The 15,863-nt window shown below is 43.3% G+C and carries 12 protein-coding genes; 9 read left to right on the plus strand and 3 right to left on the minus strand.

Annotated elements, in window-relative coordinates; all coding sequences use genetic code 11:
- Window positions 1-42: 42 nt before the first annotated feature.
- Genes DFP80_RS02255 through dld form a run of 6 tightly spaced genes read left to right on the plus strand, consistent with a single transcriptional unit; the run spans window position 43 to window position 7,734 of the window.
- Window positions 43-1,224 (plus strand): fumarylacetoacetate hydrolase family protein, encoded by a 1,182-nt coding sequence (locus DFP80_RS02255; RefSeq protein ID WP_113915197.1) that lies wholly within the window; start codon window positions 43-45, stop codon window positions 1,222-1,224.
- Between the two features lie 42 nt (window positions 1,225-1,266).
- On the plus strand, window positions 1,267-3,051 hold the full coding sequence (locus DFP80_RS02260; RefSeq protein ID WP_113915198.1) for an IlvD/Edd family dehydratase: 1,785 nt from the start codon (window positions 1,267-1,269) through the stop codon (window positions 3,049-3,051).
- A gap of 44 nt (window positions 3,052-3,095) precedes the next feature.
- Window positions 3,096-3,623, plus strand: a complete 528-nt coding sequence (locus tag DFP80_RS02265; protein ID WP_113915199.1) for a TRAP transporter small permease — start codon at window positions 3,096-3,098, stop codon at window positions 3,621-3,623.
- Window positions 3,620-4,897, plus strand: coding sequence for a TRAP transporter large permease (locus DFP80_RS02270; RefSeq protein WP_113915200.1), 1,278 nt, complete (start codon window positions 3,620-3,622; stop codon window positions 4,895-4,897). Before DFP80_RS02265 ends, DFP80_RS02270 begins: the two co-directional genes overlap by 4 nt.
- 24 nt (window positions 4,898-4,921) lie before the next feature.
- Window positions 4,922-5,974, plus strand: a complete 1,053-nt coding sequence (locus DFP80_RS02275) for a TRAP transporter substrate-binding protein (protein WP_113915201.1) — start codon at window positions 4,922-4,924, stop codon at window positions 5,972-5,974.
- 59 nt (window positions 5,975-6,033) lie between these two features.
- Entirely contained in the window at window positions 6,034-7,734 is a 1,701-nt protein-coding gene (gene dld / locus DFP80_RS02280; protein WP_113915202.1) for a D-lactate dehydrogenase, read from the plus strand.
- A gap of 143 nt (window positions 7,735-7,877) precedes the next feature.
- On the opposite strand, the gene DFP80_RS02285 is transcribed toward dld, so the two are convergent.
- Window positions 7,878-10,775, minus strand: a complete 2,898-nt coding sequence (locus DFP80_RS02285) for an FAD-binding and (Fe-S)-binding domain-containing protein (protein ID WP_113915203.1) — start codon at window positions 10,773-10,775, stop codon at window positions 7,878-7,880.
- A gap of 247 nt (window positions 10,776-11,022) precedes the next feature.
- Here DFP80_RS02285 and DFP80_RS02290 point away from each other — a divergent pair, with 247 nt between their 5' ends.
- Window positions 11,023-11,799: an FCD domain-containing protein gene (locus tag DFP80_RS02290; RefSeq protein ID WP_113915204.1), complete on the plus strand. Its 777-nt coding sequence runs from the start codon at window positions 11,023-11,025 to the stop codon at window positions 11,797-11,799.
- Between the two features lie 4 nt (window positions 11,800-11,803).
- Here DFP80_RS02290 and DFP80_RS02295 read toward each other — a convergent pair whose 3' ends face one another.
- Window positions 11,804-13,168: an MATE family efflux transporter gene (locus DFP80_RS02295; protein WP_309472354.1), complete on the minus strand. Its 1,365-nt coding sequence runs from the start codon at window positions 13,166-13,168 to the stop codon at window positions 11,804-11,806.
- Between the two features lie 313 nt (window positions 13,169-13,481).
- On the opposite strand from DFP80_RS02295, the gene DFP80_RS02300 reads away from it, so the two are divergent.
- Together DFP80_RS02300 and DFP80_RS02305 are read left to right on the plus strand one after the other, a co-directional pair.
- Window positions 13,482-13,697, plus strand: coding sequence for a hypothetical protein (locus DFP80_RS02300; protein WP_113915205.1), 216 nt, complete (start codon window positions 13,482-13,484; stop codon window positions 13,695-13,697).
- The gene (locus DFP80_RS02305; protein WP_113915206.1) at window positions 13,698-14,132 is read left to right on the plus strand and encodes a group II truncated hemoglobin; all 435 of its coding nucleotides are present in this window, start codon (window positions 13,698-13,700) and stop codon (window positions 14,130-14,132) included.
- Between the two features lie 79 nt (window positions 14,133-14,211).
- Here DFP80_RS02305 and norR read toward each other — a convergent pair whose 3' ends face one another.
- A complete protein-coding gene (gene norR / locus DFP80_RS02310; RefSeq protein WP_175020581.1) occupies window positions 14,212-15,792 on the minus strand; it encodes a nitric oxide reductase transcriptional regulator NorR in 1,581 nt (526 codons plus the stop codon).
- Window positions 15,793-15,863 lie beyond the last annotated feature (71 nt).

Consider the following 15,863-nt stretch of genomic DNA (forward strand, 5'->3'; position numbering starts at 1 on the left):
TCGCTCTAATTTAATTCCAAAATAATAAAGGAAGTAAATGAAATGTCTTTGATTCTAACGATTGAAAATACAATGCCTGCTGATTACGAACAGGCCTGCTTAGTTGGGCGTGCGTGGGTTCCTGGTAACCCATCTGGTCCATCCCCAATCGCAGTAGTAGACAATGAAATATTCGACATTTCAGAGAGCTACCCCACATTAAGTGAGCTCCTTGAGTTAGATAGTCCTGCACAAGCTGTGAAGGGTATACAAGGAAAGTACCTCTGTAGCCTATCTCAGCTGTTGGAAAATACAGATGTATCACCAAACACGTCATCTCCACACCTTTTAGCGCCTCTAGATTTGCAGGTGATCAAAGCTGCAGGCGTTACATTTGCTTCAAGTATGATTGAGCGAGTTATTGAAGAGCAGGCTGGGGGTGACCCAGCTAGAGCAGAAGCTATTAGAAAACAAGTGGTTGAGGTGGTTGGAAACAATCTTAAATCGATCGAGCCAGGTTCATCGAAAGCGAGTGATCTTAAAAAATTATTGATTGAAAAAGGAATGTGGTCGCAATACCTAGAGGTTGGTATCGGTCCTGATGCTGAGATTTTCACTAAAGCCCCTGTGCTTTCTGCGGTGGGAAGTGGTAGTTTTATCGGCGTCCATCCTCAGTCCGAATGGAACAACCCAGAACCTGAGGTGGTTCTAGCTGTTAACAGCAAAGGACAGATACAGGGGGCAACACTAGGGAATGATGTCAACTTGAGAGACTTTGAGGGAAGAAGTGCACTGCTTCTTAGTAAAGCAAAGGACAATAATGCATCTTGTGCGATTGGTCCTTTCCTTAGATTGTTTGATGAAAGCTTTTCCTTAACTGATGTCGCTGATGCCGAAATCGCACTAGAGGTAAAGGGTGCAGATGGTTTCCTGATGTCTGGTTTATCATCAATGAATCAAATTAGTCGTACACCTCAAGATCTAGCTAGTCAGACTCTAAATAAAAACCATCAATATCCAGACGGCTTTTATTTGTTTCTGGGGACGCTTTTCTCTCCTACACAGGACCGACACGAACCCGGTAGCGGTTTTACCCATCAATTAAATGATCTTGTTTCAATCCGTAATCCTAAATTAGGAGCTTTAAACAATATTACTTCTCACAGCAACAATGTTCAGCCATGGACATTTGGTATCAACGCTCTGCTTACTAATCTGTCAGATAGAGGTTTGTTAAAGAAATAGTATCTAAAGCATTTAATTTATAAGAATAACAGGAAGTAAAAAATGCAGAATAATAAAAACCTCAAACTAAGAAGTCAGCAATGGTTTGATGATCCAGAACACGCAGATATGACTGCTTTGTATGTTGAGCGCTACATGAATCAAGGCTTGACTAGAGAGGAGCTACAATCAGGCAAGCCAATCATAGGCATCGCCCAAACCGGAAGCGACTTGACGCCATGTAATCGACATCACATTCAACTCGCTCAGAGGATTAAAGACGGCATTAGGGATGCTGGTGGGATTCCCATGGAATTTCCGGTACACCCAATTGCAGAGCAAAGTCGTAGGCCTACTGCCGCACTTGACCGAAACCTAGCGTACCTTGGGTTGGTAGAGGTGTTGCACGGTTATCCTTTAGATGGAGTTGTCTTGACTACTGGCTGTGACAAGACAACGCCAGCCTGCCTGATGGCTGCAGCAACAACTGATTTGCCATCAATTGTGCTATCAGGTGGCCCAATGCTAGACGGTTATCATGATGGTGAGCTGATTGGTTCCGGCACGGTCATTTGGAGCTCTCGTAAGCTACTTGCCAAAGGTAAGATAGATTATGAAGGCTTCATGGAATTGACAACTGCGGCGTCACCTTCTGTGGGTCACTGTAATACGATGGGAACTGCCCTCTCGATGAACGCCATTGCAGAAGCTTTAGGTATGTCGTTACCGGGCTGTGCAAGTATCCCTGCACCTTATCGAGAACGTGGTCAAATGGCATACGCTACAGGTCGTCGTATCTGCGAGATGGTTTTGCAAGATATAAAACCTTCTAGCATCATGACAAAAGAATCATTTCATAATGCTATTGCTGTTGCATCAGCCCTCGGCGCTTCGTCAAATTGTCCACCACATTTAATCGCTATTGCCCGACATATGGGTATCGATTTATCTCTAGATGACTGGCAAGAATTTGGTGAGCATATACCTCTTATTGTTAACTGTATGCCGGCTGGTAAACATCTCGGAGAAGGATTCCATAGGGCAGGTGGCGTCCCGTCTGTTTTGCATGAGCTTCAAAAAGCAAACTATCTAAATAATGATTGCTTAACAGTAAGTGGTAAGACTCTTGGAGAAATAGCTACCACAAGTGAAACGAATAATCGTGATGTAATTTATAGTTATGAAAAGCCATTAAAGCATAAATCTGGCTTCATTGTTTTGAGTGGTAACTTCTTCGAAAGTGCGATTATAAAAATGTCAGTTGTTGGTGATGCTTTTAAGAAAACTTACCTTTCTGATCCTGGGTCTGAAAATAGTTTTGAAGCGCGTGCAATCGTGTTTGAAGGACCAGAAGACTATCATGCTCGAATTAATGATCCTTCTTTAGATATAGATGAGCGTTGTATTCTTGTTGTTCGAGGTGCGGGTACTGTTGGTTATCCAGGAAGTGCTGAAGTTGTAAACATGGACCCACCTACAGAGCTGATGAAGAAAGGTGTTTCTTCATTGCCTTGTCTTGGTGATGGTCGTCAAAGTGGTACATCTGCAAGCCCTTCAATTCTCAATATGTCGCCTGAAGCTGCTGTTGGGGGAGGTATCGCTTTATTGAAAACGAATGACATACTGAAAGTTAATCTTAATGATCGGTCAATTGATCTTTTAATTTCCGATGAAGAAATGCAAACGCGCAGAGAAGAGTGGAAGCCTTCCATTCCAGCCTCTCAAACTCCTTGGCAGGAGATATACAGAAGCCTTGTTGGACAACTTTCGACTGGTGGTTGCCTTGAGCCCGCCACATTACACCTAAAAGTTATCTCTAAAGACAAACCTCCTCGTCACTCGCATTAGCGAATGGCTAGTCTCAGCCGATAAAAATTAAAATGGTGGACGGAATGGAAAAAATAACAAAGATATTTGAAAAAACTATTGAATATCTAATGGCATTATCCCTAGCTGTAATGTTTTTAGCAGTATTTGTTAATGTTCTCCTAAGGTATCTTTTTAGCTCTGGTTTTGCTGAATCAGAAGAGTTATCAAGACTTTTGTTTGTCTGGCTTATTTTTCTTGGGGCTACTTTAGCTGTAGGAAAAAATGCACACATAGGGTTTGATTTAGTTCAATCTAAGCTACCTGAAACCTTAAGAAGTATATGTTTTTTCTTTTCAAGAATGCTAATGCTATATGGCCTGTATCTTTTTCTTTTAGGTAGCTGGAGTCAGTACCAAATAGGCTGGAATATTACATCCACAGTTATTAAATATCCTTTAGCGTATATGTATGCGACGGGGTTGTTTGCCTCTGTAGGTATGGGCTTTTATTTGTTAAGAGATCTGGTGCAAGAGCTAAATGCTATTCGAACCAGGTTAGCGCCGAATAAATATAATCAAGCATCAAAAGAATGTAAGGGGAGCAATCTATGACTCTTGGTTTATTTTTAGTTAGTCTTTCTGGTTTGATGGTTTTAGGTCTTCCTATTGCATTCGCATTGATACTAACAGGTGTGATTTTAATGTGGCATCTTGACTTTTTCGATGCTCAATTAATAGCCCAAAATTTAATCAATGGTGCGGATAGCTTTCCTTTAATGGCGGTACCATTCTTCATTTTAGCTGGCGAAGTAATGAATGCTGGAGGCATTTCAAAACGCATTATCAATTTGGCGATAAGCTGTGTTGGGCACAGACGAGGGGGATTAGGGTATGTTGCAATTATAGCTGCCGTTATCCTAGCGAGCTTATCAGGGTCTGCAATTGCAGATACCGCAGCACTAGCAACTTTGCTACTGCCAATGATGCGAAATAACGGATATCCAGTTGGTCGATCTGCGGGACTAATTGCAGCAGGTGGCATCATTGCTCCCATCATACCGCCAAGTATGCCTTTTATTATCTTTGGTGTTACAGCCAACCAATCAATTAGCAAGTTATTTATGGCTGGCGTTGTTCCTGGAATTATTATGGGGCTAGGGTTGGTTCTTGCTTGGAAATGGAGCATGCGTACTGTAGATGTTGAGCCGCAACCAAGACAAGATATGAAGACAAGGTTGAAAGTAGCTAAGGACGGTTTCTACGCGCTTTTGATGCCTGTGATTATCATCGGTGGTCTTCGAGGTGGCATGTTTACACCGACTGAAGCGGCAGTAGTCGCTGCAGGTTACGCAATGTTTGTAAGCCTTGTTGTCTACAGAGAAATTAAAATTAAGGATTTAGTCCCTCTATTTGTTCAGGCAGCGTATACAACTAGCATTGTTATGTTCCTTTGTGCAGCGGCTATTGTTTCTTCTTATATGGTTACGCTAGCTGATTTGCCCTCAGAACTTATTAAATTCTTAGCTCCAATTATGGATGAACCGAAACTTTTGATGGCGACTATTGTTGTCGTGATGTTAATGATCGGAATGGTAATGGATTTAACACCAACCATTTTAATATTAGCGCCTGTTACGATGCCTTTAGTTGTTCAAGCTGGAATTGATCCAATTTACTTTGGTGTAATGTTTATTATGGTTGGCTGTGTTGGTCTGATAACACCTCCTGTCGGCACTGTATTAAGCGTTGTGTCTAGTGTTGCAAGTGAACCACTTGAAAAAATCACAAAAGGGATACTTCCATTTTTGTTTGTTTACATGCTGGTGATTGTTCTATTTGTTTTGTTCCCCGAGATAATTACTGTTCCTGCTAATTTTCTCTATTAATAAACTGAAGAAAGGAAACTTAAGATGTATAAGAATAAAAACGTCAAATCAGTTCTATCTAAATCAAAAATTGCAAAGTCTTTAATCGCATTGTCGGTTGGTGGAGCATTAACCGTATGCTCGGTTGCTGCCAGTGCACAAGATGTAAGCAATCGCTTTATTCGATTTGGCTATGGTTTAAACCAAGACAGTAAGCAAGGTCGTGCTGTTGAGGTTTTCAAGGAAGAAGTTAGTAGGCTTTCTGAGGGTAAGCTTAAAGTTAAACCTTTCGCAAATGCCTTACTGGGTAATGAAAACCAAATGCAAAATGCCTTAATAGGTGGAGCCCAAGAGATGATGATGACTGCTAGTTCTTCATTAATTGGTATTGATAAGAAGTTTGCTGTTTGGGATCTACCTTTTATGTTTGATGACGGACCTCATGCAGACAGAGTATTAGATGGGGAGTTTGGGCAAGGACTGCTGGATGGATTAGAGCCACATGGTTTAGTGGGCCTAGTGTATTGGGAAAATGGTTTTCGAGATCTAACAAACTCAAAACGTCCGGTTCATAAAATGGAAGATCTGGACGGTGTTAAGCTTCGTGTAATGCAAAACCCAATGTTCCTAGATCTATTTAATGACATGGGAGCAAATGCAGTTCCAATGGCCTTCTCAGAATTGTTTACTGCTCTTGAAACTGGCGCGGTAGACGGTCAGGAGAACCCTTACAGTACGATTCAGTCCAGTAAGTTTTATGAAGTTCAAAGCTATTTGAGTCAGACGCATCACGTTTATAGCCCATGGGTAATGCTGGTTAGCAAACGTTTCTGGGATAAATTGAGTGATGATGAAAAGGAAATTATCACGAAAGCAGCTATCAAGTCTCGTGACTTTGAACGTCAAGATAGTCGTGCACAGGCTCAAAAATCACTTGAATTCCTCAAAACTAAAATGGCTGTGAACAGTATCGCTCCTGAAGAAATGGAGCGAATGAAAGAGGCTGCTAAGAAGGTGATAGACGCTCAAGCCGATGAAATTGGTGAAGATGTACTAAACAACTTCCTTCAGGCTGTAAAAAACGCTAAGAGTAATTAAAGTTAAGCCGGCAAGGCGCGTGTCTTGCCGGCTTTCTTATATTAAAAGTAGGTCTAGTAATGAAAGTCAGCCCTTCAAATCCAGAGCAGTTTCTGAAAGAAATAGGCTCGATAGTCAGTAAACAAAACTTCATAACAGATAAAGCTAAAACAGCCAGTTACTTCAAAGGTTTTCGATTTGGTGGCGGAGATGCTAAAGCTGTTGTTATACCAAAAACTCTCCTAGAACTGTGGCGCGTAGTTCAAGTATGTGTTGATCATGATGTGATCATGGTTATGCAAGCGGCCAACACCGGATTAACAGGCGGATCAACGCCTTATGGTCAGTATGATCGTGATGTTGTTCTTATTAGTACAGTCAAGCTAAAAGGCATCCAACTACTAGACGAAGGTAAGCAAGTTTTGGCTTTTCCTGGTAGCTGCCTTTTTGAATTAGAAGAAGAATTAAAGCCATATAACAGAGAACCTCATTCAGTAATTGGCTCTTCATGCATTGGTGCTTCTATTATTGGTGGGGTATGTAATAACTCTGGTGGTGCTTTAGTACAGCGGGGTCCAGCCTATACGGAAATGGCCTTGTATGCTCGTGTCGATGAAAATCAAAAATTAACCTTGGTAAACCACCTAGGTATTAACTTAGGCTCTGAGCCAGAAAGGGTTCTATCGGCATTAGAGAACAAAGAGTACACAAAAGCAGATATTAAATATCCAGATCGATCTGCCAGCGACAATGGTTATCAGCAGAAAGTAAGAGAGATTGATGCTGACACTCCGTCGCGCTTTAACAATGATGGGCGTCTTTTATACGAAGCGTCAGGTTGTGCGGGAAAACTGATTGTTTTCGCCGTTAGACTAGACACTTTCCCAAAGTCAAAGAAAGATAAGGTGTTCTATATCGGTACAAATGATACGGAAACGCTTACTGGGATTCGTAGAGAGGTTCTTGGCAATTTTGAGCATCTACCGATATCAGGCGAATACATACACAGAGATTATTTTGATGTGTCCGATAAGTACGGAAAAGACTCATTCTTAGTAATCGAAAAGCTAGGTAGTGAAATGATGCCTAAGCTCTTTAAACTAAAGAACACAATTGACTCTTTCTTATCGAAGTTCTCTTTCTTACCGAAAAACATACCTGATAAGTTATTGCAGCAATCCGGGAAACTCTTTCCAGATCATCTGCCCAAGAAAATGAGGGAGTTTCGTGATAAATACGAACATCATCTAATGTTGCACATGTCGGACGATGGCGTTGACGAAGCGCACAAGTTTCTTGAACGTTTTTTTGAAGGTTCGGAGGGTGGCTACTTTATTTGTTCAGAAAGTGAGGGCAAAAAAGCATTCTTGAATCGATTCGTAGCAGGAGGGGCTGCTAAAAGGTTCCACACCTTACACCCTGATTGTGGTGCAATTATGGCTCTAGACATCGCTCTGAAGAGAAATGAAACTGACTGGTTTGAAAAGCTGCCTCCAGAATTGGATGAACTCGTTGAAGCTAAGCTATACAACGGACATTTTATGTGTCATGTAATGCATCAAGACTATATCCTCAAGACCGGAGTTGATGAAAACGAGTTCAAAAATAAAATCCTATCATTTTTTGATGCCAAAGGCGCTGAGTACCCTGCCGAACATAACGTTGGTCAGCTGTACACAGCGAAATCGGAATTAAGAGAGTTTTACAGACAAAATGACCCGACCAATAGCCTTAACCCTGGCATCGGAAAAACGTCAAAGAATAAGCATTGGTGCCATTAAAGTCTTGGAAGCTTCAGAACGTACAATTGAAATTAAGCACAACACATTATTTGTAGACACCCAACAAAACTTATCACTTGAGCCCTTTTTACTAAAAATAATTTTTTACAGCACAGTTATAAAATAATATGGCGATTAAATGACTAGGACTCAGACAATTGATCCACCAAATAGACAATGGATTGATACTCGATGCCGCTGTGTTCCGATAAGCCAATCTCACAGGTGCGGCTGTTGGAGTAACCCACTTCGCAGCCTTCTACGGCTTTGGCTAAGGTTTTCAAGGCGCTGGCGTTGAGCTCTGGAGTCGAAAAGCCTTTGTCGCCAGCAAAGCCACAGCAGGTAATGTCTGGCGGAATCACCACTTCATCAGCCAGTTGATGAGCAAGCTGCACGAAGCCGTCAGCCAGCCCCATTCGCGTGGTGCTGCAAGTCACATGCAGGGCGATTTTGCTGATTTTTTCCTTAACCGTGAGATTTTGCATGACATGGGTCGATACAAAGCCAACTTGCTCGTGCAGTTCTAAACAAGGATCAAGGCTTTCTTGCATTCGTAGCAAGCAAGGGCTCACATCGCAGACGATAGGGATTCGGCCATTATCGCTAGCAGCTAACAGTAAACTATTGAGATCGCTGGATTTTTGGTTCGCCGCATCAAATTGCCCCTTGGATTGAAACGCCATACCACAGCATTGGCTGTCGACATTATCAGGTACAGTGACTTTATAGCCTGCTTTTTGCAATACAGAGAACATCACAGCCATCACCGAACGTTTATCCTCTGCATTCGGCCCTGCGCCCATGACGCGAGTCGCGCAGCTAGGGAAGTAAATGACTTCTTTCTGCCTGTCATCCGCTTGCATCCCATTACTTTGAATATCATTACATTGAATAACAGGAATAGACTTCAAAGACGCGGCGGAGCTGGGCATTTGTTTATGCCATTTAGGTACAGCTCCTTGGGAAACTTTGTTCATTACCGAGGTGACAGCGGTCATGCCTGAATCACCAACAATACGACGAGCACCGCTGGCAAGGCTAAGTCCCACTTTTGCCGTTTTGGTCACGCCTTCAAAATGATCTGCAATCCAATAACCAACTTTACTGTCAGTGTGGCGATCGTGGCGTAATTCGCGAGTTAAATCGCCCGTATTAATGCCAACGGGACATTGCATCGAACACAAACCACAGCCAGCGCAGGTATCAACACCTTGATAATTATAGTCTTTTTTCAGTTCTGCAAGACGTTCAGGCTCCTCGCCTGAGGCAAGCAGTCGTTGTATCTCTCGCCAAATCACAATACGTTGGCGAGGTGTTAAAGTAATGGATTTTGACGGACAAGACGATTCACAAAAACCACATTCGATACAGGTGTCGACTTTGTCATTGGCTTTGGGTAAAGGTTTGAGGTTCTGTACATGCAAATTGGCGTTGTGAGATAAAATCACATCTGGATTCAGCAAGCCTTGCGGGTCAAAGGCGCGCTTAATTTCCCACATGATGTTATAGGCTTCTTTACCCCATTCTAATTCCACATACGGTGCCATATTACGGCCTGTACCATGTTCCGCTTTTAACGAACCTTGGTATTTCACCGCGACTAATTGCGCGACTTCGTCCATCAATTGCTCGTATCGTTTCACTTCGTACGGGTCATCAAAACCTTGGGTAAAGACAAAGTGCAAATTGCCTTCTAAGGCATGACCAAACAAAATCGCTTCGCGATATCCATGCTTTTGAAACACACCTTGTAGCTCCAAAACACCTTCGGCAAGCTGTTCGACAGGGAAAGCCACGTCTTCAATGATTACCGTGGTGCCAACTGGGCGTACCGCACCAACGGCAGGAAACAAGCCTTTGCGAATCTTCCAATAGGAGTCGTAAATAACTTTGTTTTGTGTAAATTCGATTGGATTGAGTGTTGCTTGACCGCTTAACGCTTGCTGCACCAAGTCCAAATTCACAGCTAACTCTTCAGCATCGGCAGCGCGTACGTCAACTAATAAACCCGCAGCTTGCGGGCCAAGAGACGACAAGATTTCTGGCATGCCCGGTTTGCCTTCCACTGCTCGTAGGCCCGCGCGATCAATCAATTCGACAGCAGACACAGGTGAGCTTTTTAGCGCGGTTACCGCTCGACAAGTGACCTCCATATCGTCAAAGAAGATCATCGCTGCCGCTTTTATTGGATGATCAATCACGGTGTCGTAAGTTACTTCGCTGATAAAGCCCAAAGTGCCTTCTGAGCCAATCATCAAATGTAGCAAAATATCAAACGGATCTTGGTAATCAGTTAAGCTGTTTAAACTGTATCCTGTGGTGTTTTTTAAACGATATTTGTGTCTGATTCTTTCGGCTAACTCGCTATTGCCTTGCACGCTTTTAGATAATCGAACAAGCGTATCAAGCAAGTCAGCATGACGCTTGCCAAAGGCGAGTCGGCTGGCTTCGTCTGCGGTATCTAACAAAGAGCCATCGGCAAAAATCAGACGCGCACTTTGAATCGTGTGGTAACTGTTTTGCGCTGTACCACAACACATGCCGCTGGCGTTATTGGCCGCAATACCGCCAATCATACAGGCATTAATAGACGCAGGATCTGGACCGATTTTACGTTGAAACGGCGCCAGTAGTTGATTCGCTCGCGCTCCGATAATACCTGGTTGCAATGAGATACTATGACCATGGTCATGCATTCGGTGGCCTTTCCAGTTATCGGACAATTGTATCAGGATTGAATCGGTTACCGCTTGCCCAGATAAACTCGTACCCGCCGCACGAAATGTCACTGGCAAGTTGCGTTTTCGGGCTTCCTCCAACACCAACTGCACTTCCTCTTCACTATCAACTCTCACGACTAGTTGCGGAACCAGCCGATAAAAGCTTGCATCTGTACCGTACGCCAAGGTACGAAGAGGGTCTCGGATCAACCGACTCTCATCAATCGCACTATTCTTTGCATCTTTCAAGGCAAAGTATAAATCGCGGTATTGAGCCATTTTATAAGCAAGTGAGTCGGTAGCAGTTGAGGCAGTATTCATCAGAAGTCCCACGGCGAGTCGCCTGTTTTTTTATTATTCATATTAAAAATTAACGCTAGACAAATTGGTAAGACCAATTTACCTTTTAAACATAAGGCACATTAAGAAGACTGGGAGACTTTGTCAACTGATAGTTTAGCCAATATTTCTTGAATTTTAGCGACAAGATTAATTGGTTTTACCACTTTTAGACTTATGCACAGAAGACAAGAAAACCTCTTTTAAGAATACATTTTTAGGAAAATTCATGGATTCCAATCAGTTTGGTCGCATTAAACAACCAAAAATATCCGACATCATCATGAAAGAGCTCGAAAGCATGATTTTAGAAGGCAGTTTCTCTGCAGGGCAAAAATTGCCGCCAGAAAGAGAATTAGCGGCGCGTTTTGAGGTATCTCGACCTTCCTTGCGGGAAGCTATTCAAAAGCTGATCGCGCGCGGTGTGTTATTCAGCCGTCATGGCGGCGGCACGTATGTGTCGGAGCAACTCGGTACCTCGTTTACTGATCCGCTGCAGGATTTACTCTGTTCTCATGATGAATTTTTATATGATCAGCTAGAGTTTCGCGATGCATTAGAAGGCCTTGCGGCTTATTACGCGGCATTACGCAGCACAGACGCAGACAAAACCAAACTCACGCACTGTTTTAATCAGCTAATAGAAGCCAATCAAAACAAAGCCTTCACCTTAGAAACCAAGTTAGATGTGGAGTTTCACATGATAATCGCTGAAGCGGCACACAACGTCGTGTTGTTGCACACACTTCGAAGCTTGCACGCTATGTTAGCAAAAAGCATTTCAAGTAACTTGAGAAACCTGTTTGAAAAACAGGCTGCTCGTCAGCGTGTGATGGAACAACACACCAATCTTTATCAAGCTATCATGGCTGGCCATGCAGAAGATGCACGAACCGCAGCACACACGCACTTGGTATTTGTAGAAGATAACTTATTGAAAATGCGTCAAGAGGAAACACGAATACAACGCTCGCTACGCAGAAGCGAGCACCAGAATCCGTCTTGAAATCTTAAGTACTTTTAAACCAAATGTTTTTCTTCATATTCTGTAAATAGCACCAATACAGTGTGACAGCGCGCGCGATAAATAGGGCAGCTTGACTTAGCCAAAGGCCATGGTTCCCCATGCCTTGGCTGAGAAACCAAACCGGAAAAAAGACCCCAATGACACAGATAATCATGGTGTTTTGCATTTGCTTTACACTGGTAGTACCAATAAAAATACCGTCCAGCATAAAGGACCAAATACCCAACAGAGGAAAGAAAATGAGCCACGGTAGGTACAGATTGGCATCGTCACGAACGCTTTGTACATTCGTCAATAACGATATGATTTGATTACCAAAAAGCCAAAATATCAGCATCAAAATAACTGCAGCAAAAAGCGCCCAATAGGTAGAAAGCTTAATCACCTTTTTAAAATTCGTTTTGTCTTTACGGCCATAATATTCGCCACACAAGGCTTCGACTGAAAAGGCAAAACCATCCAAGGCGTTCGAAATAATCATCAAGAAAGTCAGCAGAACGGCATTCGCAGCAAGAATCGAATCCCCTTGGCGCGCGCCTTGAGCCGTGAAAAACAACATGACCAACAGCAAAAGAATGGTTCGCACAAATAAGTAACGGTTCACTTTCACTAACGCCATGTATTCACGCCATTTTGCTAAAACGCTTAACGGCACATGACCGGAAAAGCCTTTTAACTTATGCCAAGCCAATACGCCGGCGACCGTTACGCCAATATAATGCGCAAACACAGTCGCCCACGCCACACCATCACTCGCCATGCCTAAACCATAAACGGCCACATAATCGAGAATCATATTGGCGATGTTAATCACCAGTAACATCCACAATGGCCCTTTGGAATATTGCACGCCAAAGAACCAACCCATTAAGGCATAACCCGCTAATACAGCTGGCGCACTGAAAATTCGCGCTTCACAATATAAACGTGCCCACGGCTCCACTTCAGCACTTGGCTCCATCAAGGTAATTGCCAAATCAATCAGTGGCCCTCGAAACAGAATCAGCATGAGCCCGATAAAAACGCCCATCAAAATCGATTGCAAAAGCAATTCACGAACGCGTCGTTCGTCACCTTGCCCAAGCGCTTGTGCAGTCAATCCGGTTGAGCCCATACGCAAGAAGCCAAATGCCCAAAATAGAAAGCTAAAAATGCTCGCACCAATCGCCACTGCAGCAAGGTGTGTTGCCGTTCCTAAATGCCCAACCACCGCCGTATCAACCAAGCCAAGTAATGGAGTGGTGATGTTCGACACCATAGGTGGCCATGCCATGCGCCAAATTTTTTGATTCAATACAGCATTTGCACGATACGAGCAAAAAATAGAACTGGGGGATAACTTTGACACAGAGAGCTCACTTGTGGATAAAAATCAATCAAAATAGGAAAACAGCAACGCGCCGATCTGTGGAAAATAATAGCAGTTATTAACAATTCGGGGCAGTTCTTAATGGTTTTGTGCAATAATTGGTCAAAAAGGAGCCGTTATCAGGTATGGTTCTCGTTTATGTCTTACTTACCCACAAAAAGCGGCTCCATAGATTCGACAAAATTCAATATTTCTAATATTGGATAAGTGATGCTTTTTTCCACAATCATGCTCACATCGTCGCGGAAATTTGCTAGAATCGCGTTTATTTTTTATCGTTCGGAGAACTTTTATGCCCAAGAAACTCAAGCCCTTTATCGAAGGTTTAGCTGTCGGGTGCGTATTCATCAGTATCACTATGCTGTTTCAAATTCCGCTTTACATGAGTTTCATCATAGGTGCATTGGCAGCATTAGGCGGATATCGTAATTCGATCAAAATGGACAAAGAAAAAACCGCCAAAAAAGAACAAAACCAGCCAAGCGATAATAAGAAAGACACCGAATAGATGGCAAACTCTATCCCTCCGATCTATGGTGAAGGCGACGCTACATTACAAGCCGTAGGCGGGCTAACTGGCTTACAAAGCTTGGTCGAAACCTTCTATCGCATTATGGAAAACACACCAGAGTTTCGGCCGCTTTTTGATATGCATCCTAGCAATATTGAGCTAACCATCGATAAATTGGTGTCTTTTTTATCCGGTTGGATGGGCGGCGAGAAGTTATTCTCGAAAAAATATGGCCCAATCAGCTTACCTCAAGCCCATGCACACTTAATCGTCACCGAAAAAGAAAAAGCCATGTGGCTAAACTGCATGGCGGCTGCTCTCGATGAATTGAGTTATTCAGAAGATTTAAAAGCGTATTTACTACCTAAACTCGAGTTTCCCGCGGAACGCATTCGTCAGGTGAGTGCGGCTAGGCACAGCGAATCAGTTTAAACGAAACACAATGACATTCCTCTTCGAAACTGTCGCCTCCCTCAGTGGAATGTCATTGCGCTTCTGAAACGCTTTACGATTAAGAGCGAATTTCTTTGGCGACAAAAATGCCTAAGCGTTTCGCTAAGCGCGCTAGGTTGGCGCGGTCCATAGATAGCTGCTGAGCAGCTTTAGTCCAATTCCCTTGATTCTTTTCTAATGCTTTTCGGATTAAATTTCGTTGGTAAGCCTCTGTTTCTAAACGCAAATCGATTGAGTTGTGTTTTTCTAAGCACGGTAGCTCCAGTTCGTTTTTCTGTATCTTTTCTTTAGCACTATTATCGATTTGTAACCCTGTTAAATGAGCAGAAGTGATAACGGTAATACCCGTTGGCTTATCTGCTTTAGAACTCTCTGCCTTTGAGAAAAGCGCAGCACGAGAAATAACATGCTCTAGCTCGCGCACATTTCCTGGCCAGTGATAAGCATCTAATAAATCAATTGCCGACGCAGACAAGGTAAGTTGTTGCAGACCCAATTTACGGCGGAATCGCTCGGCAAAAAAGCCGGCCAATAAAGCAATGTCGCCTTGTCTGTCACGCAAGGCAGGAACTTGGATAGGAAACACACTAAGGCGATGAAATAAATCGGCTCGAAAACGATGCTCAGCGACTTCGGTTTCTAAATGTCGGTTGGTCGCAGCAATGATGCGTACGTTTACTTTGCGAATTTGATCTTTGCCAACCGCTTGGATTTCTTGGTTTTGAATAGCACGAAGTAAAGTACCTTGTACTTCTAGCGGCAGTTCACCAATTTCATCAAGCAACAAGGTACCACCGTCGGCCAATAAAAACTTACCATCGCGATCTCGATCCGCGCCAGTAAAGGCGCCTTTCACATGCCCAAACAACTCACTTTCGATGAGGTGATGCGGAATCGCGGCGCAATTCACATACACCATAGGTGCGTCAGAACGGGAAGAATGCTCATGCAGGGCTCGTGCAACAAGCTCTTTGCCTACGCCAGTTTCGCCTTCGATCAAGATGGAAAAGTCCGATGATGCAACCAAATTAATAGACTGTTTGAGATCTTGCATGACCTTACTTTGTCCAATCATTTCATGGTTTTGTTCGCCCATTACTTTTAATACGTTCTGAGCATGTTGCGATTGGTTTTCTAATTGCTCCATCAAGATGGCGGTATTTAGCGTCATCGCCGCCATAGTCCCGATGATTTCTAGCGCACGCGCATCAATATCATCAAAAACACCTGGCATGATGCTATCTAACGTCACAACTCCGATTAATTTTCCCTCCAAATGTAGCGGAACGCCCATGCAAGAATGCACAGGTAAATTCTCATCATGACCTAACACCATACCATCGTAAGGATCGGGGAGAGGCGAGTCAGCAGGAAAACGAACTGGATAATGACCGCTACTAATGGTCTTCAAACGTGGATGTTCATCAATAATAAATCGACGCCCCATAAGGTCATCTGATAAACCGCGCTGAGCCAGCGGCGTCAACACCCCATGGCTATGAGACAACAAAACAACGGCATCGCAGTTGATCGTGGCCCGTACCGCGTAAACCAATTGTTCAAAACGATTGGGCTGCGTCACTGCGCTAGCAAGGTCGAGGGCAAAGCTTAGTAAAGCGTTATTAGAAACCTGATTCATGGTCATCCATTCATAGAGGGCATTACAGTTAGTGTCAATTTGACTCAAAGATATCATATGGACTTTTTATT

The organism is Marinomonas rhizomae, assembly GCF_003315485.1.
GTDB lineage: Bacteria > Pseudomonadota > Gammaproteobacteria > Pseudomonadales > Marinomonadaceae > Marinomonas > Marinomonas rhizomae.